Source organism: Bombilactobacillus sp. ESL1187 (genome assembly GCF_058107155.1).
This window is the reverse complement of sequence record NZ_JBYLTZ010000001.1, coordinates 604,709-626,979: the sequence shown is the minus strand read 5'-3', so window position 1 is coordinate 626,979 and position 22,271 is coordinate 604,709. Positions and strand designations below refer to the sequence as shown.

Annotated in this window: 23 protein-coding genes; 13 read left to right on the top strand and 10 right to left on the bottom strand. The window is 39.2% G+C overall.

Going from position 1 to position 22,271, the window contains the following annotated elements; all coding sequences use genetic code 11:
- Window positions 1–136 precede the first annotated feature (136 nt).
- The 3 genes from AC3B5B_RS03200 to AC3B5B_RS03190 all read right to left on the bottom strand — a co-directional run bounded on the left by AC3B5B_RS03200 (window position 137) and on the right by AC3B5B_RS03190 (window position 2,484).
- Window positions 137–322 (bottom strand): hypothetical protein, encoded by a 186-nt coding sequence (locus AC3B5B_RS03200; protein ID WP_489769275.1) that lies wholly within the window; start codon window positions 320–322, stop codon window positions 137–139.
- Entirely contained in the window at window positions 303–527 is a 225-nt protein-coding gene (locus AC3B5B_RS03195; protein ID WP_489769861.1) for a hypothetical protein, read from the bottom strand. The genes AC3B5B_RS03200 and AC3B5B_RS03195 overlap by 20 nt, the downstream gene beginning before the upstream one ends.
- Window positions 528–1,149: 622 nt before the next feature.
- The gene (locus AC3B5B_RS03190; RefSeq protein WP_489757012.1) at window positions 1,150–2,484 is read right to left on the bottom strand and encodes an amino acid permease; all 1,335 of its coding nucleotides are present in this window, start codon (window positions 2,482–2,484) and stop codon (window positions 1,150–1,152) included.
- 233 nt (window positions 2,485–2,717) lie between these two features.
- Here AC3B5B_RS03190 and AC3B5B_RS03185 point away from each other — a divergent pair, with 233 nt between their 5' ends.
- Genes AC3B5B_RS03185 through AC3B5B_RS03175 form a run of 3 tightly spaced genes read left to right on the top strand, consistent with a single transcriptional unit; the run spans window position 2,718 to window position 4,420 of the window.
- Entirely contained in the window at window positions 2,718–3,200 is a 483-nt protein-coding gene (locus AC3B5B_RS03185) for a hypothetical protein (RefSeq protein ID WP_489769274.1), read from the top strand.
- A complete protein-coding gene (locus AC3B5B_RS03180) occupies window positions 3,197–4,054 on the top strand; it encodes a sulfite exporter TauE/SafE family protein (protein WP_489757014.1) in 858 nt (285 codons plus the stop codon). Before AC3B5B_RS03185 ends, AC3B5B_RS03180 begins: the two co-directional genes overlap by 4 nt.
- Window positions 4,055–4,420 (top strand): DUF1634 domain-containing protein, encoded by a 366-nt coding sequence (locus AC3B5B_RS03175; RefSeq protein WP_489757015.1) that lies wholly within the window; start codon window positions 4,055–4,057, stop codon window positions 4,418–4,420.
- Window positions 4,421–4,483: 63 nt separating this feature from the next.
- Here the strand turns inward: AC3B5B_RS03175 and AC3B5B_RS03170 are convergent, their stop codons facing one another.
- A complete protein-coding gene (locus tag AC3B5B_RS03170) occupies window positions 4,484–5,872 on the bottom strand; it encodes a PTS transporter subunit IIC (protein WP_489769273.1) in 1,389 nt (462 codons plus the stop codon).
- 171 nt (window positions 5,873–6,043) lie between these two features.
- Between AC3B5B_RS03170 and AC3B5B_RS03165 the strand changes: the two genes are divergently transcribed.
- Genes AC3B5B_RS03165 through AC3B5B_RS03155 form a run of 3 tightly spaced genes read left to right on the top strand, consistent with a single transcriptional unit; the run spans window position 6,044 to window position 8,600 of the window.
- Window positions 6,044–7,036 (top strand): LacI family DNA-binding transcriptional regulator, encoded by a 993-nt coding sequence (locus AC3B5B_RS03165; RefSeq protein WP_489769272.1) that lies wholly within the window; start codon window positions 6,044–6,046, stop codon window positions 7,034–7,036.
- Window positions 7,029–7,697, top strand: coding sequence for a ribulose-phosphate 3-epimerase (gene rpe, locus AC3B5B_RS03160; RefSeq protein ID WP_489769271.1), 669 nt, complete (start codon window positions 7,029–7,031; stop codon window positions 7,695–7,697). The genes AC3B5B_RS03165 and rpe overlap by 8 nt, the downstream gene beginning before the upstream one ends.
- A gap of 3 nt (window positions 7,698–7,700) precedes the next feature.
- Window positions 7,701–8,600 carry a ribokinase gene (locus tag AC3B5B_RS03155; RefSeq protein ID WP_489769270.1) on the top strand — a complete coding sequence of 300 codons (900 nt, stop codon included), beginning with the start codon at window positions 7,701–7,703 and terminating at the stop codon, window positions 8,598–8,600.
- A gap of 193 nt (window positions 8,601–8,793) precedes the next feature.
- On the opposite strand, the gene AC3B5B_RS03150 is transcribed toward AC3B5B_RS03155, so the two are convergent.
- The 5 genes from AC3B5B_RS03150 to nrdH all read right to left on the bottom strand — a co-directional run bounded on the left by AC3B5B_RS03150 (window position 8,794) and on the right by nrdH (window position 13,651).
- Entirely contained in the window at window positions 8,794–9,105 is a 312-nt protein-coding gene (locus AC3B5B_RS03150; RefSeq protein WP_489757016.1) for an ArsR/SmtB family transcription factor, read from the bottom strand.
- Between the two features lie 338 nt (window positions 9,106–9,443).
- Window positions 9,444–10,412 (bottom strand): class 1b ribonucleoside-diphosphate reductase subunit beta, encoded by a 969-nt coding sequence (gene nrdF / locus AC3B5B_RS03145; RefSeq protein WP_489757017.1) that lies wholly within the window; start codon window positions 10,410–10,412, stop codon window positions 9,444–9,446.
- Between the two features lie 473 nt (window positions 10,413–10,885).
- Complete coding sequence (nrdE, locus tag AC3B5B_RS03140; RefSeq protein WP_489769844.1) at window positions 10,886–13,045, bottom strand: class 1b ribonucleoside-diphosphate reductase subunit alpha; 2,160 nt, start codon at window positions 13,043–13,045, stop codon at window positions 10,886–10,888.
- On the bottom strand, window positions 13,041–13,418 hold the full coding sequence (nrdI, locus tag AC3B5B_RS03135; protein ID WP_489769269.1) for a class Ib ribonucleoside-diphosphate reductase assembly flavoprotein NrdI: 378 nt from the start codon (window positions 13,416–13,418) through the stop codon (window positions 13,041–13,043). Before nrdI ends, nrdE begins: the two co-directional genes overlap by 5 nt.
- On the bottom strand, window positions 13,418–13,651 hold the full coding sequence (gene nrdH, locus AC3B5B_RS03130; protein ID WP_489757020.1) for a glutaredoxin-like protein NrdH: 234 nt from the start codon (window positions 13,649–13,651) through the stop codon (window positions 13,418–13,420). Before nrdH ends, nrdI begins: the two co-directional genes overlap by 1 nt.
- A 418-nt stretch (window positions 13,652–14,069) precedes the next feature.
- Between nrdH and AC3B5B_RS03125 the strand changes: the two genes are divergently transcribed.
- Window positions 14,070–14,690 carry an LVIS_2131 family protein gene (locus AC3B5B_RS03125; RefSeq protein WP_489769268.1) on the top strand — a complete coding sequence of 207 codons (621 nt, stop codon included), beginning with the start codon at window positions 14,070–14,072 and terminating at the stop codon, window positions 14,688–14,690.
- A 57-nt stretch (window positions 14,691–14,747) separates the two neighbouring features.
- On the opposite strand, the gene AC3B5B_RS03120 is transcribed toward AC3B5B_RS03125, so the two are convergent.
- Window positions 14,748–14,972 (bottom strand): DUF2187 domain-containing protein, encoded by a 225-nt coding sequence (locus tag AC3B5B_RS03120; RefSeq protein ID WP_489757022.1) that lies wholly within the window; start codon window positions 14,970–14,972, stop codon window positions 14,748–14,750.
- A gap of 326 nt (window positions 14,973–15,298) precedes the next feature.
- Between AC3B5B_RS03120 and AC3B5B_RS03115 the strand changes: the two genes are divergently transcribed.
- From AC3B5B_RS03115 to menC, 6 genes are all read left to right on the top strand, one after another.
- Window positions 15,299–15,847 carry an AAA family ATPase gene (locus AC3B5B_RS03115; RefSeq protein WP_489757023.1) on the top strand — a complete coding sequence of 183 codons (549 nt, stop codon included), beginning with the start codon at window positions 15,299–15,301 and terminating at the stop codon, window positions 15,845–15,847.
- Between the two features lie 153 nt (window positions 15,848–16,000).
- Entirely contained in the window at window positions 16,001–16,672 is a 672-nt protein-coding gene (locus AC3B5B_RS03110; protein WP_489769267.1) for a C40 family peptidase, read from the top strand.
- A gap of 652 nt (window positions 16,673–17,324) precedes the next feature.
- Window positions 17,325–18,596: an isochorismate synthase gene (locus AC3B5B_RS03105; RefSeq protein WP_489769266.1), complete on the top strand. Its 1,272-nt coding sequence runs from the start codon at window positions 17,325–17,327 to the stop codon at window positions 18,594–18,596.
- Between the two features lie 41 nt (window positions 18,597–18,637).
- Window positions 18,638–20,365: a 2-succinyl-5-enolpyruvyl-6-hydroxy-3-cyclohexene-1-carboxylic-acid synthase gene (gene menD, locus AC3B5B_RS03100; RefSeq protein ID WP_489769265.1), complete on the top strand. Its 1,728-nt coding sequence runs from the start codon at window positions 18,638–18,640 to the stop codon at window positions 20,363–20,365.
- Window positions 20,355–21,164: a 2-succinyl-6-hydroxy-2,4-cyclohexadiene-1-carboxylate synthase gene (gene menH / locus AC3B5B_RS03095; RefSeq protein WP_489769264.1), complete on the top strand. Its 810-nt coding sequence runs from the start codon at window positions 20,355–20,357 to the stop codon at window positions 21,162–21,164. Before menD ends, menH begins: the two co-directional genes overlap by 11 nt.
- Window positions 21,154–22,260 (top strand): o-succinylbenzoate synthase, encoded by a 1,107-nt coding sequence (menC, locus tag AC3B5B_RS03090; protein ID WP_489769263.1) that lies wholly within the window; start codon window positions 21,154–21,156, stop codon window positions 22,258–22,260. Before menH ends, menC begins: the two co-directional genes overlap by 11 nt.
- The last annotated feature ends 11 nt before the right edge of the window (window positions 22,261–22,271 follow it).

The window sequence follows — 22,271 nt, the reverse complement described above, 5'->3', positions numbered from 1 at the left end:
TCGCCCCCTACTGTTGCTGTGTCGGGGACGCAACCTACATATAATATCATGGGAAAATGCGCCCACATTGGTCAAGTTCAATCTCTTGAAATGGATAACTGTCTGTCAAACGACCAATGAGAGCACATTTTAAAAGTTATTTGCTTAGTAAATCTTTCCGTTCTGCTATAAGTTGTTCCAATTCTTGAATATCTTCAAGTGTTGCCCACTTTCTAACAAAGCTCCTAGCAGTTGATCGATTTCTTAAATATTTAGTATGATCGCGATTTTTTTCTTGCCATCGCTTATTGGCTTCGGTCTGTTTATTTTTGGCGTTTTCCATTATTAGTCTCCTTTGTATTATGAATGATTGACAGGATTGCTAAATCCTTAAGGGTACAAAAACTAAATTCGGTGATTATTAAATTAGCACTTAATTCATTAATTCCAGGAATACTACATAAAATCTCAAATTCAGGTAATGCTTGCGCTAATTGACTCATCTTCTGGATAATTTCAGCTTTTTTGTGCTTTGTTTGATCATCCAAACGAAACTTTCTACGTCAATAATCGTATTGATTATTTGGCAAAGATCGTGGACATTCAAATGAAACAAATTGCTATTCCTTTCTTTAGGATCTGGGTTTACAGTTTTTACACACCATAGCACCACTCCCTTTGTAGGAATAGTCACCGCCTTAGTATTGACTTTACTGAATATATTTTATCATAGACAAATTCAATAATTTGGCATCAGTGCAAGACAACTAACTCTGTGTTATTATTTAGGTATAAAAAGAGTCAGCGCAACGAACACTGACTCTTTGGTAAAGTTGCCAAGACGGCGACTATTAAATTTAATTATCTAAATAAAATAATCGTTAGCCCTGCATGGCTAAGGCGATTATTTTTTTGTGCTTTGTTTGACCATCCAAACGAAACTTGCCACGTCAATAATCGTATTGATTATTTGGCAAAGATCGTGGACGTTCAAATGAAACAACTTGCTATTCCTTTCTTTAGGATCTGGGTTTACAGTTTTTACACCATAAGCACCACTCCCTTTCGGAATAGCCACTGCCTTAGCTTAACTTTACAAGTTTTAGTTTAACATAATTAAAAGTGGCAAAATTCCGAGATTATTCGAAACTTTGCCACTTGTTAATTGCATTACTTTTTCACGGCTTTGAAACTCAGTAGATAAATAACGATGAACCAACCAATGGTCGCGATGGTGGTCCAAGTCGTTTCGGGAGTGAATAGTAAAATACCAAAAATAATTAACATAAAAATAATGGTTAAATAATCAGTAATTGGAGCACCCGGCATTAAAAAGTGCTGCTCGCTAGTTTGAAAGTTTTGAGAGTGGCGGTACTTGGCGTGGGTGCCCATCAAGAACATATAAATAACTAAAAAGCCGGCTGAAGCAATGGAAGTGATTAATTTAAACGCACCTTGAGGAAAAATATAATTAACAATCACGACCGCTGCTACTAATAAGGTCGAAAAAGAAATGGCCCGCATAGGTGTTTGATTCTTGTTGAGTTTAGCAAAATAACTAGTCGGTTTACATAAGGAATATAACATTCGTCCTGTAGTAAACAGGGAGCTGTTTAACGACGAAGCGGCGGCCGTTAAGACGACGAAATTGATAATGCCGGCCGCGGCCTTAATCCCAATCCCACCAAAGACTTGGACAAAAGGTGAGTGCCCCGCGCTATAGTCAGTCCAGGGCTGAATGATCATGATGGCTGCTAACGCGCCAATATAAAAAATCAAAATTCGCATAATGACAGAATTAATCGCATGCGGAATATTCGCCTGTGGATCCTTAGTTTCGGCGGCAGATACACCGACAAATTCGACACCCAAGAAAGAGAAAAATGCCATTTGAAAGGCGGAAATAATTTCTTTCAGATTGCCAGAAGTGGCACCAAAGCGCCACAAATTACTAAATTCGACGTAACCGTGATTGGTTTTGGTATGGAATAAGACCATGATCACAGCCACGGCAATAATCGCTAAGATGGCTACGATTTTAATTAACGCAAACCAAAACTCGGTTTCGCCGAAAGCTTTGACCGCCGTGATATTAATAAGATATAAAGCACCTAAAAAGATTAATTCCCAAATCCAAGCCGGCACATGGGGAAACCAGAACTGCATATAATTACCCACGGCAGTCAATTCGGACATGGCAATCACTAACCAGCCTAGCCAATAGGTCCAGCCCATGATAAAGCCCCAGCGATCACCGAGATATTCTTTAATAAAATCAATAAAAATGATTTTATGTGTATCGGATAAGAGCAATTCGCCGAGCGCGCGCATCATTAAAAAAACAAACGCGCCTGTTAAAAGATAAATTACCAAAATTAATGGTCCAGCTTTATGAATGGATTCGCCTGAACCTAAAAATAAACCGGTACCAATGGTTCCGCCTAAGGCAATCATACTGACATGCCGTGCTGATAGGCTGCGCGAGAGCGCCTTTTTTTCTGTCATGAGAAATCCTCCTATTAGGTCTATGACAATCGAATTGTTTAAGCCTATATCATAGCACAAACTAGATCATAAGTGAAAAGAGTATGAGAACTTTATTGACTTATTCATACAAAATTAATTTAAATGAGTACTGAACAATCAAACCAGCTAGGTTAATCTATCTAAGATAGTGATAATTGCAACTAGCGTGGCACAGTAATATAATAATTTTGATTATTAAAGAGGGTTATTATATGAAAATGACAATTCAGCAATTTCAAGATAAAATTGCGAACGCAGAATATCAAACTTTTCAGCAAACGATTAAATTAACGAAGCGTTTAGCCGCCAGTAAAGTAACGCTAGCGCTTCAGCAATTAACCCAGCAACTGGAAGAAGCAGTAAATGGTGGTTATTTAGCGCAAGGGGAGTTAACCATTGAAGGACTAGGCTTTCCGATGGTTTGTAATTTACAGCTCAGTCCTTTAAACTTGCCGTGGCAAGACGCTGCCAAAGTGAGTCATTTTTTTGATCGGGACGAACAAGTAGAATTAGCGTTTTACTTAGTAACGAGCTGTGAATTTATTAATGCTTCCCACTTACGGATTGATCAAGTGGCCACAGATGCTGCGGACTTACAGCAACAACAAGCTGCCATTGTGCAACTAATTATTGATCAATGTCGACAGGCGATTACTAATCAAACTCAAACAAAAGAGGCTGCAAAGAAATCATGATTACGACAAGTAATTTATTAATAATGTTGATTACTGGTTTATTAGCGGGAACTTTAGGCTCAATTTTAGGTATTGGTGGTGGCATGATTGTCACACCAATTTTGACGATCGCGATGGGCTTAGATATTAAGTACGCGATTGGGGCCAGTATTATCGTCGTCATTGCTACCAGTTCCGGAGCGACCATTTCGTTTTTAAAGGATGAAATGTTGAACTTACGGGTTGCCATGTTCTTAGAAATTGCAACGACAGTCGGTGCGGTAACTGGTGCGGCTTTAAATGGGATTATCCCCAAAGCAGTTTTATATGTCTTATTTAGCTTTTTGTTATTCCAATCTTGCTACAACATGATTAAAAAGCTCATGAATAAAAAGTCTGCTAAAAGTGACCAAGAGGTACAACCGGATTATTTATCGCAAAAATTACGACTAAATGGTAGCTACTATGATAAGGCTTTACAAAAGCCAGTGGACTATCAAGTCAAAAATGTTCCGGGTGGTTTCTTGATGATGTTAGCTGCCGGCATTGCCAGTGGCTTATTAGGCATCGGGAGTGGTGCTTTTAAAGTGATTGCGATGGATAACATTATGAAGATGCCACTCAAGCCGTCTAGTGCCACCAGTAATTTAATGATGGGTGTGACTGCGGCGGCCAGTGCAACAGTGTACTTCTTTAACGGAACGATTTTACCAAATATTGCGGTACCATTAGCCTTAGGAGTGGTCTTTGGCGCGATGATTGGTAGTCGCATTATGCAGCATTTACATCCGAAAGTAATCCGGATTATCTTTATTCCAATTTTATTGTACTTAGGTTTACAAATGTTCTTAAAAGGATTTGGGGTGAACATTTAAATGAAAAAAGATGAGATGCAGGATATTGAATTAATCATTGGTAAAATTTTGCGTGTTGGGGTAATTATTTCCGTCATTGTGATGGCTTTAGGGATTGTGATGATGTTAATTCAAGGTAATAGTGGTTATCCAGGGCAGAGTCATCCAACCACCTTTAGTGCGATTTATCAGGGCATCATTCAATTCAAACCTTTTGCCGTGATGATGTTAGGTGTCTTTTTATTGATTTTGACCCCCGTGTTACGTGTGGTCGTTTCCATTTATGCTTTCTTTAAGGAACATGATTATTTATATGTAGCTATTACTACTTTAGTTTTAGTAATTTTAGCTTTTGCGATGATTGGCGGTTATCTAGCTAATCGGTAGGTGAACTTAACTGAACTATAAAAATAACCTTAAGTTGTTTTGACTTAAGGTTATTTTTGTGAATTAATTTTCTTTTGGAAAACGAACTTTTTTAATAGTTTTAAGATACCAAATAAATACTAAAGCATAAACTACTATTGCTACTAAAGAAATCACTATCAATTTGGGATCCCAACTTTTGAAAGTTTTACCAAAAAGAATTGCTAAAAATTTTTCAATGGGATCAGAATCAATGGAACTAAACATTTGTCCTTTGGATAAGCCTTTAGGAAAGTTACCCATGGCAATCGAAGTGGAAGTAATAAACTTGGAAATTGCAGTTGCTCCCCAAAGGTAAAGTGGTACTAAAACCGTACCGATAATTGTCATTCTAATGACACGACCTTGAGTTACCAGTAATAATGCAGGAGTTAAGACCGTCAAAATGATACCACCTAATGGTAAAACTTTATTACCTGGCAAGACCATGGCAATAACTAGCATGATAGGAGCTAAAATATTAGCCACTGCCCAAATTTCAGCTCGTGAAGCTAAAATGGGCCAATCGATCGCCACAAATAATTTTCGACCACGTAGTTTAGAACTCATAAATTTTTGGATACCACCAGACAAAGGTTCAATTGCAGGTCCAAACCAATCGCCGACGTAACCAAATAATTCTAAAGCAACACCAGCAGTAAAGGCTAGGGAACAAATATGAGCGGCACTTTGGTGACCTAATAGACCAATAAAGATTCCTAAATAAGCACCAATAGCAAATTTGCTTCCCCAAAAGCCAATTTTTTCATTAAGTGTGTCAGCGTTAAAATCAAATTTATCTACAAAAGGAATTAATAAATCAATGAGTTTATTAATTACCATGGCTAAAGGCATAATTAATAACGATGGATGCGCCGTTGTAGTGATGTTAGTTTCGTCATATTTTAATAGATAGTTAATGGTCGGTTTAATGGCATCTGCGTTAAACAACATCAACATCACAATGATGACAACAAAGAGTGAAGTTATAAAAATGTTATTACCAGAGTAGTGATGAATTAATAAACCAAGAATTGACACGTTCCAAATGTTAAATAAATCGACGTTTAAAGTATTGGTACATTTTAAAAAGAGCATTACGAGATTAGTTAAGATCTCTAAAAAAGCAAAATATAGTGTATAAATAGATCCCCAGGTAATGACAGCTAGCGGGGCCCAACCTAAATCTGTAATTGTTAGATTGACGCCGGTTGATTTAACAAAAGCATTTAAGGCTGGACCAAATGAAGTAGTCAATAATGAAATGACGGCACTCATTCCAGTTAAAGCGGTGGCCATTCTTAGGCCGCCTTCAATTGCCTTAGAAAATTTAACACCAAAGCAGAGGGCAAGGATAGTAATGATAAAAAACATCATGGCTGATCCGCCTAAACCAATAAAAAAGTTAAAACCAGCACGAATTGTATTAATCATAATGTTACTCCAATTCTATGAAATTGTGAGTAACCGGTTACGTAAATTGAGATTAAACAAAATATACCGCTTTCGAAACCAAAATGCAAATTTAAATAACACTTGACAAATTTTGTTGTAAACGCTATTCTAGTTTCCGTAATCGGTTACGGAATAAATTGAGGCTTAAAAATGACAACTTTAAAAGATATTGCACGCTTGGCTGGTGTTTCTACAGCAACAGTTTCAAGAGTAATGAACGGGAAAGGGGAAGCTAGTCCCCAAACGGTGAAAAAAATTGAAAATTTAATCAAAGATTTAAATTATCGCCCTAATCGTACTGCTAAAGCTTTATCTAGTCGCCGTTCTAACTTAATTGCGTTATTAATTCCTAATTTAAAAAATCCTTTTTTTAGTGAATTAGTGCAGCAAATTGAAGTGGCAGCTAATAGTCGAGGCTATCAAATTTATTTGTGCAATAGTGAAGACGATCGAGATAAAGTTAAGTATTATTTAGAAACAATGCAAGATAACTACGTAGCAGGAGCTATTATCAACTCTTTATATGTACAGCGTAGTGATTTAGATCAGTTAGAACAAAGTGGCATTCCCACAATTACAATTGATCGGACAAATTTGGAACATCCTTATGCTTCAATTGGAATTGATCATGTTCAAGGTGAATATTTAGCAACTAAAGCAGTTTTAAATAATAATCCACAGGCGCAGTTGCTCTTTTTATCTGGTCCAGCTGGTGAACAAAGTTCCAAGGATCGCTACCAGGGCTATTTGCGGGCTATTAATGAAAGTCAGGGTCGCTCTCTAGCCGTATTGTATGGCGACTTTACTTTTCAAGGTGGTTATCAGCAAATTGATCAATTTTTGCAGCACAATTTTCATTGTACGGGAATTGTTTGTTCTAATGATGCTATGGCTGTCGGTGCACTACGGGCATGTCAAGATCATAACCTAGTGGTACCGCAAGATTTACAAATAGTAGGTTATGATAATACCGATTTAGGTAAGTATACGAATCCGCGATTAAGCTCCGTGCAACAGTTTCAACCAGATTATTTTAATTTAATGATTCAAGAATTATTGCAATCAGCTGAGTCACACCAATATCTTTTAACACCAAAATATATTTCAAGAGAATCAACTCCCAAGGAGATCAATAATGAATAAAAAAATTGCACCATCTTTAATGTGTACCAATTTAGGTAATGTAGCGCGTGATGTACAAGAATTGGATACTGCTGGTGTTGATTATTATCATATCGACATTATGGACGGTAGTTTTGTACCCAACTTTACTTTGGGTCCGGACTTTGTACAAGCAGTGCGGCAGCTAACAACTAAACCATTAGATATTCACACAATGGTCCAACAACCGGAGCGTTTTGTCACTTTATTTCAACAAGCTGGCGCTGATATGATGTCCATCCATGCTGAAGCAACTAATAACTTGCAGGGAACTTTGGTAGCTATCAAAAATGCTGGTATGAAAGCCGGAGTGGCGATTAATCCCGCGACCCCTTTGAATGTGTTAGATTATGTTTTGCCAGTAGTTGACTATGTAGTCTTAATGACTGTGAATCCCGGTTTTGCTGGTCAAAAATTTATTCCTGAAATGTATTCTAAGATTGAACAATTAAAATCGAAAATCCAAGCTGCCAAATTAAATGTTGCCATTGAAGTAGATGGCAATTTAGGCCAACAAACAATACCACGCTGCGTAGCTTCGGGAGCTGATTGGTTTGTTGGCGGAACCAGTTCTATTTACCATGCCGGAAGCTCTTTAACACAAAACGTAGACAAAACTCGTGAATGGTTACAGGAGGATTAAAGAATGCAATACGATGTTGCGGTTTTAGGTAGTATTAATGTTGATATTAAGGCAAGGATCGAAAAATACCCTGCTTATGGTGCGACAATGACTGCTAAAAGTGTAGAAACTTTACCTGGAGGTAAAGGAGCTAATCAAGCCATCGGGGTAGCACGTTTAGGTGGTAAATTAGCTTTTATGGGCGCTGTTGGTCAAGATGGTAGTGGTCAACAGATGATTCAAAATTTGAAAGATTTTGATATTGACCCCCAGTATATTAAACAAAGTGCTGATACAGGTACCGGTAGTTTTATTGTTTGGTTGGATGACCAAGGTGAAAATACCATGGTTGGGACTTTAGGAGCTAACGCAACATTAACTACAGCTGATATTGATAAGGCAATGGCAGAAATTGATGCTCCAGTACTTCTCTTACAGATGGAGACTAGTCCTGAGTCTATTATGTCAGCGCTAAAAAGTGCTAAAAAGAAAGGCATGTTTGTGATTTTGGATCCCGCTCCGGCAGATAACTTTTTTAAAGAAGCTTTACCTTATGCAGATTGTGTTACTCCAAATATTCAAGAAACAGAAAAAATTACTGGTATCAAAGTTGTTGACCAAGCAACTGCACTCCAAGCAGCTAAAATAATTGCTGCTCAAGGGGTAGAAAATGTCATTATTAAGATGGGTAGTCAGGGTAATTTGGTGTATCATGCAGGGCAAATTGATTTTATTGCTGCTCATCGAGTTAAAGCAGTTGATACTTTGGGTGCAGGGGATACTTTTGCCGCTGGGTTGGCAGTTCACTATGCGCAACATAAAGATTTATTAGCTGCAATTGAATATGGTAACAAGGCAGCAGCAATTAAAGTTAGTCGAACGGGCGGTCAAAAGTCTATGCCCACAGCGCATGAAATGTTATAAGGATTGAAAGGGCTAATATAAAAGCTACTTAGCAGCTTAGCGATAACTATTTTCAATCTAAACTTTTGATCTCTGTATTGCCTAAAAGAAAAAATGTTCGTATCAATGATAGATTTCTAAAAAATTCTTGGATTTTAGAGATCACGTCATAATACGAGCATTTTTGTTTTGGCTGCTTTGCCTAAAGATTACTTTAAATATTACATAAGTAGCTATAGATAATAGTATCAATTAAATGAGGAAATTTTTGTTCTAATTCAGATTTGCGCAAACTAATGAAGCGTTGTCGACCGTCGATGCGCACGTGAATTAAACCATTTTCACGGAGGACTTTTAAATGATGTGAGAGATTATTTTTTTTACCTAAATAGTCGAACTCACAGCAAGGGGTTTCACCATTTTGCTTTAATGATGCAATAATTTGTAAACGTAGGGGTTCGCATAAAGCATTGAGAATTTGTTCTACTTTGATGGTTTGAATAGCTGGATGAGTAATTAAAGTCATTTTGTTAACCTCCTTGTTAGCAAACTCATTATAACTAAAGCGCTATCATAGTTCAATGTTCAATCGTTTATGAATTATTGTACCTTTTTAAAAAGCAGTCAAAATTATCAAAATAATTTTGACAAATAATTAATTACGCAATAATTGATTATTTTATATTTGGTTTTATTTCTTGTATGTTGAAAATTTGTTCAGTTACGGGGTGGAAATTTTTTAAATTAATCATCTTTTGCTCTGCGATATGGTGGAAAGCAGAAATAAAAAAATGGTCGTATTAATACGACCATTTTCTCTTTATATGCGTCAAAAGTATAAGTCGGTAGTTTCTTATGACAATTTTAATTGCGTCCGATCTCGTAATCAGAATCTTTCATTGCGGCGACTTTGCCTAAAAGATAGCCATTGCCGACTTGGGAAAAGAAGTCGTGATTATTAGTTCCGGTAGAAATCCCATTCATTACAATTGGGTTTACATTTTCTGCATTACCGTCCGCAAACAAGGGGTTTTGGCCAAGGTTCATTAAAGCTTTGTTGGCATTATAGCGTAAGAAACAGTTAACTTCCTGGGTCCAGCCAATTTCATCATAGAGTTGAGCAGTATACTTTTCTTCATTATCGTACAGTTGATACAGTAAATCATACATCCAATCTTGGAACTTACTTTGCTCTGCTTCGGATAATTCTTGAAAGCCTAGCTGGAACTTGTAGCCGATATAAGTACCATGCACAGATTCATCGCGGATAATCAGTTTAATAATTTCGGCCACATTGGTTAACTTATTATTACCTAGATAATAAAGCGGTGTATAAAAGCCAGAGTAGAAGAGAAAAGTTTCTAAAAAGACGGATGCGACTTTCTTTTGCAGAGGATCACCATTTTGGTACAAATTATTAATGATGTAGGCCTTTTTTTGCAAAAATTCATTATGATTCGTCCAATCAAAAATTTCTTCAATTTCTTCGGCAGTATTTAACGTACTAAAGATTGATGAGTAACTTTTAGCATGAACTGATTCCATAAACTGAATATTGTTGAAAACAGCAATTTCTTCGGGAGTGCGCGCATCTTGTCGTAAAACGGCAGCTCCATCTTGTGACTGTAAGGTATCCAGTAAAGTTAAGCCGCCAAAAACATGACCGACGACAGTATGTTCTACAGCACTTAATTCACGCCAGTCATCACGATCATTGGATAGCGGAATGCGCGTATCCAACCAAAATTGTTCGGTTAATTTTTCCCAAGTGGCCTTATCAACTTGGTCTTCAATTTGGTTCCAATTAATTGCTTGATAATATGTTTTCGCCATAATAAATCCCTTCTTAGAATAATAGTTCCAGAGAATCTCAGCATAGTACTTAATTTGGCAGATTATCCGCAGCTGCTAAGCGTTTCTTGTCACAACTTGTTTAAATCGTGTTCCAAAGAGCAAAAGACTCTATCTAACTACATCCACTAAAAAAGTCAAATGCAGACTTTTTAGTGGTTTAGGTTAGCTTTTCGTCTTTTAAACGCTCTTTGTCACAACTTGTTAATTGTGTTCGCAAAACTAAAAGCCTATGTCTAACTACAATTAAACTTTCAAGTTCAAACCAAAACTTAAAAGTTTAATCTAGGTTAGCCTACGTCTTTTATCCAGTTTTGCTCACAACTTGGTTAAATTTTGTTCCCAGAAGCAGCAGTTTGCGTCTAGCTACGATAAAGTTCTCAAGTTTAAAAACCAAAACTTAAGTCCTTTATCTAGGCTATACTCAACTGTTAAACGCTTCTTGTCACAACTTGTTAGATTGAACAGCTTTCACATTCATTTACGCCAATTTCTGAGTTATCATCGGTAAAGGTACGCACGTAATAAAGTGATTTAATCCCTTTGTAATAGGCATAATTACGCAAAATAGTTAAATCTCTGGTGGTTTGTTTATTCTCCTCAGCGGGCGTTTTCCATTCGTACATACCTTCCGGAATGCTGGAACGAATAAACAAAGTGAGACTTAAGCCTTGATCGACATGCTCTTGCGCAGCGGCGTAGGTGTCGATGACTTTGCGCATATCGGTATCATAGGCAGAACGATAGTAAGGAATAGTATCGTTAGTCAGATGTGGTGCTGGGAAATATAATTTGCCGTTCTTTTTTTCTTGGCGTTCTTCCACTAACCAGGTAATTGGTTGCAAACTGGCACTAGTATCATCAATATAAGAAATTGAACCCGTAGGAGCCACGGCTAAGCGGTAGGCATTGTACAAACCAGTCGCTTGGACTTTATGTTGTAATAATTGCCAGTCTTTTTGAGTAGGAATAAAAATATCTTTAAATAAAGCTTGCACCTGGGGATCTTGCGGCGCAAAGGAGCGCTGCGTATATTTCGCAAAATAAGAACCGTCAGCGTACTTGGATTTGGCAAAATCGTGAAACATACTGTGTCGTTCACGGGCAATCTGATTGCTTTCGACCAAAGTCCAATAATTTAAGAGCATAAAATAAACGCTGGTAAATTCGAGGGCTTGTGGTGAGCCATACTCAATCTGGTGAGTTGCTAAGAAAGTATGCAACCCCATCGCCCCTAAGCCGATGGCGTGGTTCAGCTCGTTACCGTGTTTAATCGACGGTACGGCGTCAATTTGTGAATGATCGGAGACAAAAGTCAAAGCACGGGTCATGACGCGCACGGATTGACCAAAGTCTGGACTAGTCATTAATTGGGGAATATTCGTCGAACCAAGATTACAACTGACATCTTGTCCCAATTGCACGTAGTCTTGTTTGTCATTTAATAAAGATGGTGTTTGGACTTGTTGAATTTCGGAGCACAGGTTACTCATAATAATTTTGCCCGCCACTGGATTGTGGCGATTGGCGGTATCAATATTTAGAATGTAAGGATAGCCAGATTCTTGTTGTAATTTACTAATTTCTAGCTCTAAATCACGTGCCTGAATCTGATATTTTTTGATTTTGGGATTAGCCACTAACTTGTCATACTCTTGAGTAATGTCGACGTAAGAAAAGGGCTGGTGGTATTCGCGTTCCACACTGTAAGGACTGAATAAATACATTGGCGCGTCTTGGCGCACTAATTCATAAAATTTATCAGGGACAATAATGCCTAAGGAGAGGGTTTTGACACGGATTTTTTCGTCCGCATTTTCTTTTTTAGCAGACAAAAAGTCTAAAATATCGGGATGAAAAACGTTGAGATAAACAGCTCCTGCTCCTTGACGCTGCCCTAATTGATTACTGTAACTAAAACTATCTTCCAATAATTTCATCACGGGTAAAACACCGCTCGAAACACCTTCGACCCCTTTGATAGGGGCGCCAGCTTCTCGCAAATTAGACAAGGTAATACCCACACCGCCGCCAATGCGCGACAATTGTAATGCACTGTTGATGTTACGACCGATGGAATTCATGTCGTCAGTTATTTGGATTAAAAAGCACGAAACAAACTCGCCACGGCGCTTTTTACCCGCATTTAAAAACGAAGGCGTGGCGGGCTGATAACGTTGATGAATCATTTCATCAGCTAATTGGTGTGCGAGTTGCTCATCACCGTCTGCAAAATATAAAGCATTATTTAACACCCGGAGCTCATAATTTTCTAGATAGTAGGCACCATCGTTGGTTTTTAACGCATACTGATTGTAAAATTTGTAAGCAGCCATAAAGGATTTAAACTGAAAATGTTGTTGCAGTAAATATTGGTAAAGTTCTTTAATAAAAGCTGGCGAGTATTGCTTTAAAAAAGCTGCTTCTAAATAATCAGCTTGCACTAACTTTTGTAACTGGCTTAATATATCTGGTTCCATTTTCAGATTAGGTTGAACATTTTCTTGCCAGAAAGCCTGGAGTGCGGCTTGGTCACGATCTAAAGGGATCTGTCCGTTAACCGGAATATTTAATTCGTTATTTAGTTTAAAGTAATTAACTTTAGCGATATCAATGTTGTTTAGACTCAAGTTGCTCCACTACTTTCCTGAAATTTTTAACATCGGCCGCGGTGCCGTTAAATTCATAATCGAAAACAACGGGGACACCTAAGCCAGCAGCGATATCTTTGGCAGTATGAATGTAGAGTTCATTGAAGTTGCGATTACCACTGCCGACGACACCGACTAATTGTTGGGCATTATTTTGAAAACCTAAAAAGTCAATGACCGCATCCATCATATTGTCATCATAAGCGGGCACAGCTAACAAGTACGGACCGTTCATGACGTGATAAGGATTAGCATCATTAATCTCGTAAGCAGGTAGCTTAACTTTTTGAATAAAACGGCGGGTTTGACCAGTAATTGTATAGTAAGCAATTTGCATTATTGCACCAGTGCTTTCAATTCGCTCGGGCAAAAACCAATGATCGGGGGCTGACTATCCGTGACCACGACGGGGACGCTTTGAAATCCTTGCTGTTTGAGGTAAGTTAAGGCCTGAGGTTGTTGATTAATGTTATGTTCTTCAAATTGAATTTGGTGATCATTCAAAAAACGTTTGGTCATTTTACATTGTATACAGCCATCTTTGGTAAAAATCTTTACTGATTGATTCATGAAAAAACCTCCTTAATGATGAAAAAATCACGGTAGTGCGCACCGATCAATTTTCGATTAAAAGTTTCACAGTTGAGTTGTACTGGCATTAGTTAACCAGTTGTTGCTGCGGAACTTTTGATCGGAATAACTGAGCCCAATTATAAAACCCTACTAGTCAAAATACAATATATTGTGTTTGATTCGAAATCGAACCACATGATAGTGTGGTTGCCAGGCTTGGATTTTGGGTAAGAAAAAAATAAAAAACATTTGTTCGCTGCATAAGTCAAGTGATTTTTTTATTAAGTTTTTTTCAATTACGCTGATGACAGTTACGTAGGTCGGAAGGTTTTCACTAGACTTGGACAGTGCAGTCAGTGTGAAAGTGAGCTATAATAAATCTAATTAAATTTATCTGGAGTTTGGAGAAAGCAGGATGCAATTAAACTGGAATTTATTAGGGGTTGGCGCGTGGTTAATTGTTTTTTGTTTGGTAGCGGTGATTATCTTTGATATTCGACGCCGTCATTTAAAAATGATTGTCGTGCACCGCAAGCACCACTCATTAGGCAATGTCTGCTGGGATTTTTGTGAGTTTATTGGCGCTTTTGTGTTAGTGGGCTTTATGTTTTATATGACTTTTTTAGATAAAGTTGATGTGAAAGATGCACAGCGCGTTCAATTGAGCTATACGGTTAAACCTCTAGTGATGCAGACCAAGAATGGTCAAGGTTATTATGTAGAAGTTAAGTCAGCAGACAATAAAAAAACGGTTAAGTATTATAATTATTGGGTCCAAGGAGCTAAGTACAGTATTCCGGGCAATAATGCCTCAGTTTTAGATGGTAATCAATCAGCTAGTTTAAACGCGAAGAACTATCCGTGGCCAAATACGAAACGCTATGATCAAAAATATCAGCAAGCATATGTGATGATGATGGTAGCTCATTATAAGAATAACTGGCGCAACGGCTTAGGCGTTCATGCCGGTAATGTCGCGACGGATTATGCATTGATTCGTATTCCTGGAACCACTTTTGTTAAAACATTGGATTAAAAAAGTTCCTCAATGACTATTGAATGAGTCAAATTGAGGAACTTTTCTTATGGTTATTTATTTAGCTGCTTTTTTGGGCAGCTTTTTCAAATTTTGAGCATTAATCACAATTTTATGGTTCAGTTCAACGACGTTATCACTATCTTGTGGATCAAAGTCTTCAATATCTAATAAAACGGCATTGGTATAGATCTTTTCAACCGTGCCAACGAAGGGCTTTTCTAAATCTTCTTCGACTGAACCTTGTAATTTGTCGCCGACTTTAATATTGGCAATTTTCATGTGTAGTTCCTCCTAGACTAATTAAACGTGGAGTTGGTTTTGAGTTTAAACGGGGACCATTGATAGTGCACCATGCTTGGTGTTTTCCCATTTTGGTAAAATTCTTGGAAAGACTGTACGCCAAATGTTGAGCACTATCAAGCAACAGTAGCTTAAAAAGATAGAGCTACCAGAATTCCTGGTCGGTAGAATTCTTAAGTACTATCTTACCACAGATAGTTGCCAAAGAAGGATTATCCGGTCGTTAATTGGAAGTTGAAACGATAAAAATAAGGCTTACTTTGGGCCTGGGTTCTTTAATTGAACAATTGAAAAGGAGTAAATTAATGAAAAAGATTATTGTTATTACCGGTGCGAGCGGTGTAGGTAAGACGACCGTCAGTCATTATTTGACGCAAGCATACCAAATTCCGAGTGTTGTAACGCATACGACGCGTCCGCAACGCGTTAACGAGCAAAATGGTGTGGATTACTATTTTGAGACGCCCCAGAGTTTTCTCTTAAATGATTATCTAGAACAAGTTACATATGCTCACCATCAATATGGCTCTTCGCGCCAGGGCTTACAGCGGGCTTTTGCGAAAGCTGAGATAGTTAGTATCGTTTTAGACACTAAAGGTGCTTTAACGTATTTAAAAGCTTATCCCCAGCAAGTAGTCATTTGGTTTATAACTGCTGATCGGCAAGTTTTACAGCAACGGCTGTTGCAGCGTGGAGATCAAACGGCAGCGATTCACCAGCGGTTAACCAGTCAAGAATTTGCGCGTGACTTGCAACTGCCGAAGGCTTTAAAAGGTACAGCGCTGGTTTTGACTAATGATGCTTGGCCCCAATTAAAGCAGACCATTGATCAATTGATTACAAAGATGTCATAAAATTCGGGATTTGTAACGGTTTGTTTGTTTGTTTGTAACATGATTGCAATGTAAGAAGTGTACTATTTTGATTGTTAAGTTATTTCCAAATTAAATTCAAATCAATTCTCGTAAAAATAACTTGTTACTTATTCTCGGAGGCGAACAATTTTCATGATTTCTAAAAAACATTTTCTTAGTTTAATTGCTGCAGGTGTTATTGGTATTTCTACTTCTACATTTTTAAGTCATAATCAAGACGCACAAGCTGCTAATGTTGGTGATGGTGTGACTGTTACTAGCAACAATCAAGTCGGTTTGCGGAGCCAACCAAATAATGCTGGCACTTTAACTGGACAATATGTTTCGAACGGATCTTCTTGGGCTGTGACACAAATTAGTGCTGATGGTCAATGGTATAACTTAGGTCAAAATGATTGGATTCCAGCTAATGATGTTACAGACATGACAGAAGCCCGGAATGCGAAAGTTCAAAAAGTAATTAACATGGCACAAATTCAAGGCGGTAAGCCTTACGTTTGGGGCGCTAAAGGACCAAATTCCTTTGATTGCTCCGGTTTAATGTATTACGTCTTTAAACAAGCTTTAGGTGTCGATATTGGTGGTTACACAGTAGCGCAAGAAAGTGCTGGTCCGAAGGTTTCTGTAAATGATTTACAACCTGGTGACTTAGTTTTCTGGGGTTCACAAGGTAATTCTTATCATGTTGGTTTATACATTGGTAATAATCAATACATTCATGCTCCACAACCTGGTCAAGGTGTTCAAGTTTCCACAATTTCTGGTTACTTCTATCCATCATTTGGTGTGCGGGCAATTAACTAAAACCAATTCAATAAATAATTAAGTTAACCAGCGGCAATTGTAGCTGGTTTTTTTATTGTGTAAAAATATTTGGTCGTTAAGCGATATGAAGTGCAGTGTGTTTATTAGTTCTTAGCTTTTGTCGTAATATTGATCCAGCGCTCCAAAGGCAAGAAACTTGTGCCTAACTACGCCTAAGAACTAAAGCCTAAACCAACTTTAGTCTTAGTCTAGGTTAGTGCTCAGTTTCTGAACAGCCTTTGTCGCAGTGTTTTTATTAGCGCTCCCAGCAGCAGAAGTCTGCGTTTAGCTACGAATAAGTCTTCAAGTTTACAAAGCAAAACTTAAGTCCTTTATCTAGGCGATACTCAACTTCTAAGCGCTGCTGGTCGCAGTATTGATCTAGCGCTCCAAGTGTCAAAAGCCTGTGTCTAACTACGAATAAATAATCAAGTTAAAAACCGCAACTTAATTGTTTATTCTAGGTTAGTCCGCGGCTTTTAAGCGACACTTGTCGCAGTGTGTTTATTAGCGCTCCAAAAACCAAAAGTTTGCGTTTAACTACACCTAAAAACTCAAGTCAAAGACCGACTTAAGCTTTTAGGTTAGGTTAATCCTCAACTTTTAACCGGTTTTTGTCGCAGTATTGTATGATAGAAAAGAGAAGCAATCCATGACACAATTAAAAGTATATACAACAGTTTTACCGCCTGAAATTCAACGTTCCCAAATTTTGCAGTGGTTGGCGCAGCAGACCCAAATTTTTTTGTGGGAAAATCCGCCGCGCACGCAACAATTATTTACGGCTGGTAGCGTTTTGCAGGCTAAGAGTTCCCAACCAATTACTATGGGTGCAGCACAAAATTTATTACAAGAAGCTCACACGACGTTACAGTTAACACCTTCTAGTAGTTGGGAAGATGTTAAATTAGTTGGTAGTTTTTTGTTTGATCCGAAAGATCCCCGGAACTCAACTTGGGGCGCTTTACAAAACGGAATTGCCTTCATCCCAGCAGTCAGTTTTTTTCAAACAGCTCAACAATGGCAGTTAACAGTAATTGCCACGGATGAAACCAAGTTAAACGAAATTATTAACACTATTTTGCAGTTACCGAACTTGGCACCCCAGGCGGTACAATTAGTTAATTATCGAGAGCAGGCAGTGGATCAATGGTCAACTGCCGTAGCAACAGCAGTAGCACAAATTAAGCAAACACAATTACAAAAGGTAGTTTTAGCACGACAGGCTACGGCTCAATGTGCGGCTACCAACTGGGTAGCAGTTTGGCTTTATTTGAGTCAAAAGCAACCAGGATATCATATTTTATTAAGTGTGCCAGGAGCCAGTTTTATTAGTATTACGCCGGAGCGGTTAGCTAGTTTCCAAGCGCAGATGGTACAAACCGGTGCAGTGGCTGGTACGATTGCCAATGATGTTGATCAACAAAAGGCAACACAATTGGCCCACGAATTATTACATGATGCCAAAAACCGCCAAGAGCATGATATAGTAGTTCAAGGGATTAAACGAGTTTTACAGCAAGCGCAACTGACGGTGCAAGCACCAGCGACGCCAGAAATCTTAACTACTGCTAATTTGCAACATTTGTACACCCCGATTACAGGTCGCGGCCTAGTTCAACCGTGGTCGATTATTGCACAATTGCATCCAACGCCCGCCTTAGGCGGGATGCCCCAACAATTAGCGGTAGAATTAATCAGGCAGTTGGAACCCCATGCTCGTGGTTTATTTGGGGCCCCCATTGGTTATTTATCCGCTCAACAAACCGGCGAATTTGCGGTTGGTATTCGGAGCGCTTTAATCAAAGATCAGCAATTGGCTTTCTTTGCTGGAGCGGGGATTGTAGCCGATTCCCAGGCTGTTTCAGAGCAAAAAGAGACGGGGCTGAAATTACAATCACTATATCAAGCTTTACAAAAGTAAACGCGGATTAATTCGTAAAATTATCGAAGGAAGTAATCACAATGACCATTGGTGAAAATTATTTAACACAACAATTAACACCATTTTTAGAAACTTTTTTGTCCAACGGGATTACCGAAGTTGTTTTATCACCGGGTTCACGTTCGACGCCGGTGGCGATTTTATTAGGTAAACTCGCAGATTTAAAACGGTTAACGTTACACGTAGATGTTGATGAACGTTCGGCGGCTTTTCTGGCGTTGGGCATTGCTAAAACTAAAAAACAGGCGGTGTTATTAGTCTGTACTTCAGGCACGGCTGCGGCTAATTATTATCCAGCAATTTGTGAAGCCCAGGCCAGCAATATTCCCTTATTAATTCTGACGACCGATCGTCCTCCAGAATTGCAACAAGTTGGTGCGCCACAGACGTTGACCCAAGAACGCCTTTACGGTCAACAAGTCAAGGCCTTTTACCAACTACCAACGCCTCAAGCAACTTTACCTGCCCAGGCTCAAAAATATTTTAGTTATATTGCCCAAAAAGCTGTGCAATCAGCTTTACAAACACCCCAAGGGCCTGTACACCTTAACTTACCGTTGCGCAAGCCCTTGTTGCCCGCGACCGCACAAGAATTACCAACTGCCCAGCTGTCAGTAGCTCAACAATGGCAGGGCCAAGTAGCCAGTCCACAATTAATTCAGCAAGTTCAGGATTTGTTACGCAATAAAAAAGGCCTCATTCTTGCGGGCCCTCAGGTGGGGACGCAACAAGCTACTGCTAGTGTCCTGGAATTTGCGCAAACGATGAATTGGCCGATTATTGCGGATCCTTTGAGTTGCTTGCGAGGACAGGAAGCGGTCTTAACTACTGGCGATTGGTTGTTTCAACAAGCGAATTCTTGGCCTGCTGACCTGCAGCCAGAGGTAATTATTCGCTTGGGAGCAACACCAGTGTCTGCCGCCTTAAGTGACTGGCTGGCAAAAACGACCATTCCGGTAGTTTATTTAGATGCTAATCGCGCTCAATTAGACCATACGTTAAATACGACCATCGCAATCGCCTTAGCGCCACAGCAATTATTGCCTGCTTTACAATTACCATCCAGTCCAAGTGCTTGGTTGGCTCAATGGCAACAACTTGATCGCCGACTGCGTCAAGTTATAACGCAAGCCGTTACTTCGTCGACGACATTAACGGAACCGCAAATTGCTTGGACCTTAGGGCAGAATCTCCCAGCTGATTCCGCTTTATTTGTCAGCAATTCCATGCCAATTCGGGAAATTGATGATTATTTTGCTCCTACCAAGCCGCAGTTAGTGTTAGCTAATCGAGGTGCGAACGGAATTGATGGAATCAATTCGACCGCGTTAGGGATGGCTAGTCAGCGGGCAAAAAATTCATACTTATACATTGGTGATTTGGCCTTTTTCCATGACCTAACCGGCTTAATGATGGCGCGCCAAGAAAAACTACAACTAACAATCATTGTGCAAAATAATCAGGGGGGCGGCATTTTTTCCTTTTTGCCACAAGCGCAAGAGCCCACACAATTTGAAAAAGTTTTTGGCACTCCTTTAAATTATCAAATTGCCGATGTAGCGCAGTTATTTGGTGGTCAATATTATCGCGCACACAAGCAAAGCGAATTGGCACAATTGCTGGCACAAGAGCAGACGGGTTTGACCATTATTGAAGTTACGACTAAGCGTCCGTTATTGACACAAATTGATGGTCAAATTAAAGCGGCCGTGGCTACTTTTTGGGAGCAAGACTTTCATGAAAATTAAAATAGCACAGCAAACTTTTTATGTTACTAAAACGGGGCAAGCAACGCCTCATTGGGTATTTTTGCACGGTTTTATGGGAAGTGGTGCCGATTTTGCGCGTATTGGAGCACAATTGCCGGGGACGAGTTGGTATATTGATTTATTAGGTCATGGGCAAACTTCCAAAGTTTACACTGCCTCCACTTATGCCATGGAACAACAAGTGCAAGTTTTAGAGCAGTTATTGCAGCAATTACTGGGTTACCAACCAATTAATCTTGTAGGTTATTCAATGGGTGGCCGCTTGGCGTTGGGGTATGCTTTTGCTTATCCTAAACGGTTGTTAAATTTGATTTTAGAAAGTAGTACCGCAGGACTAAAAACTGTTGATCAACAAACAGATCGGCGGGCGCATGATGCCCTGCTAGCGCATCAACTACAAACGCGACCGTTAGTCGAATTTGTTAATCAGTGGGAGCAACTACCATTGTTTGCTTCCCAACGGCAGTTGCCAGCCCAATTACAAGCTCAGATTCGGCAACAGCGTTTAACTCAAGATCCCAAAGCTTTAGCAGCCAGTTTATTAGGGATGGGAACGGGGTCAATGCCGAATTTTTGGCCCCAATTGGTTCAATTATCCTTACCAGTAACGTTGATTACTGGAGCGCAAGATGCAAAGTTTCGGAAAATAACGCAACAAATAGCGCAACAACTACCACGAGTTCAACGTTACGTAGTGGCACAGGCCGGCCATAATGTGCATTTAGAGCAGCCTAAGATTTACCGAATGATTTTACGGAGTTTAGCCGATGCAACTTAAACAGTTAAAATTATTACCATTAACTTTAACATTAAAGAAACCGTTTGTTTCCGCACATGAAACCATGCAAAAACGCCCCGTCACCTTAGTGGCATTAGCTGATGAACAAGGCAATTGGGGTTATGGGGAAATTGAGGCTTTTCAAACCCCGTTTTATACCGCACAAACCCAAGCTATGGCCGTAAGTGTTTTACAGCAATTTTTATGGCCGTTGATTAAAGACCAAGAATTTAGTGATCCTAAGCAAATGTGGCATAAGTTACAAGCTGTCAAAGCTAATAACTTTGCGAAAGCCGCTCTAGATATGGCAATGTGGGACTTATTTGCACAAAGACGGCACCAAAGTTTGGCCGCAGTCTTGGCGGATATTAGTGGCTTACCATATAAAAAACAAGTACCGGTAGGCATTAGTGTCGGCTTGCAGGATTTAGCGGCAACGCGCACTGCTGTGAATAAGGCACTCCAAGCTGGTTATACCCGAATTAAAATCAAGGTCAATGGTAATCAAGATTTACAGCGTATTCAACAATTACGCCAAAGCATGCCCGATTTTAATTTAACGTTGGACGCTAATGGCAGTTTGCGGTGGACAAAAAACTTAGCGCATGAAATCGATCAATTAAAATTAACCTTTATTGAAGATCCGTTTGCACCCAGTGAATTCCAACAAAGTGCTGACCTACAACAACAAATGCAAACACCGCTGTGTTTTGATGAACCGATTGAGGATGTTCGCAGTGCTTTGACCTCCGTGGCACTGCAACAATGTCAAATCATTAGCGTGAAATTAGCAGTGATGGGGGGCATTACCCCAGTTTTGCAGTTAATTCCAGCGCAAACGCAACGAAAATTTCCAATGTGGTGTGGCGGTATGTTAGAAGGTGGGATTGGTCGGGCCGCTAATTTAGCACTCGCTAGCTTAGCCAATTTTAATTTTCCGGGTGATTTATCGGCCAACAGTCGCTATTATGAGCATGATTATACGACGAGTTTATTGTTTAATCAGGGCCAGTTACAGGTGCCACAGCAAATTGGTTTGGGAGTACAATTATTACCGGAATATCAACAGTTATTACAGCAACAACCAACTTTATAAATAGGAGTAAG

Coding starts and splice junctions, on each gene's coding strand:
- menD (WP_489769265.1), top strand. CDS start 18,638: ATGACCATTGGTGAAAATTATTTAACACAACAATTAACACCATTTTTA.
- menH (WP_489769264.1), top strand. CDS start 20,355: ATGAAAATTAAAATAGCACAGCAAACTTTTTATGTTACTAAAACGGGG.
- AC3B5B_RS03165 (WP_489769272.1), top strand. CDS start 6,044: ATGACAACTTTAAAAGATATTGCACGCTTGGCTGGTGTTTCTACAGCA.
- AC3B5B_RS03110 (WP_489769267.1), top strand. CDS start 16,001: ATGATTTCTAAAAAACATTTTCTTAGTTTAATTGCTGCAGGTGTTATT.
- nrdI (WP_489769269.1), bottom strand. CDS start 13,418: ATGCAAATTGCTTACTATACAATTACTGGTCAAACCCGCCGTTTTATT.
- AC3B5B_RS03170 (WP_489769273.1), bottom strand. CDS start 5,872: ATGATTAATACAATTCGTGCTGGTTTTAACTTTTTTATTGGTTTAGGC.
- AC3B5B_RS03175 (WP_489757015.1), top strand. CDS start 4,055: ATGAAAAAAGATGAGATGCAGGATATTGAATTAATCATTGGTAAAATT.
- AC3B5B_RS03115 (WP_489757023.1), top strand. CDS start 15,299: ATGAAAAAGATTATTGTTATTACCGGTGCGAGCGGTGTAGGTAAGACG.
- AC3B5B_RS03120 (WP_489757022.1), bottom strand. CDS start 14,972: ATGAAAATTGCCAATATTAAAGTCGGCGACAAATTACAAGGTTCAGTC.
- AC3B5B_RS03105 (WP_489769266.1), top strand. CDS start 17,325: ATGACACAATTAAAAGTATATACAACAGTTTTACCGCCTGAAATTCAA.
- rpe (WP_489769271.1), top strand. CDS start 7,029: ATGAATAAAAAAATTGCACCATCTTTAATGTGTACCAATTTAGGTAAT.
- AC3B5B_RS03185 (WP_489769274.1), top strand. CDS start 2,718: ATGAAAATGACAATTCAGCAATTTCAAGATAAAATTGCGAACGCAGAA.
- AC3B5B_RS03200 (WP_489769275.1), bottom strand. CDS start 322: ATGGAAAACGCCAAAAATAAACAGACCGAAGCCAATAAGCGATGGCAA.
- menC (WP_489769263.1), top strand. CDS start 21,154: ATGCAACTTAAACAGTTAAAATTATTACCATTAACTTTAACATTAAAG.
- AC3B5B_RS03190 (WP_489757012.1), bottom strand. CDS start 2,484: ATGACAGAAAAAAAGGCGCTCTCGCGCAGCCTATCAGCACGGCATGTC.
- AC3B5B_RS03125 (WP_489769268.1), top strand. CDS start 14,070: ATGCAATTAAACTGGAATTTATTAGGGGTTGGCGCGTGGTTAATTGTT.
- AC3B5B_RS03155 (WP_489769270.1), top strand. CDS start 7,701: ATGCAATACGATGTTGCGGTTTTAGGTAGTATTAATGTTGATATTAAG.
- nrdF (WP_489757017.1), bottom strand. CDS start 10,412: ATGGCGAAAACATATTATCAAGCAATTAATTGGAACCAAATTGAAGAC.
- nrdH (WP_489757020.1), bottom strand. CDS start 13,651: ATGAATCAATCAGTAAAGATTTTTACCAAAGATGGCTGTATACAATGT.
- AC3B5B_RS03150 (WP_489757016.1), bottom strand. CDS start 9,105: ATGACTTTAATTACTCATCCAGCTATTCAAACCATCAAAGTAGAACAA.
- AC3B5B_RS03180 (WP_489757014.1), top strand. CDS start 3,197: ATGATTACGACAAGTAATTTATTAATAATGTTGATTACTGGTTTATTA.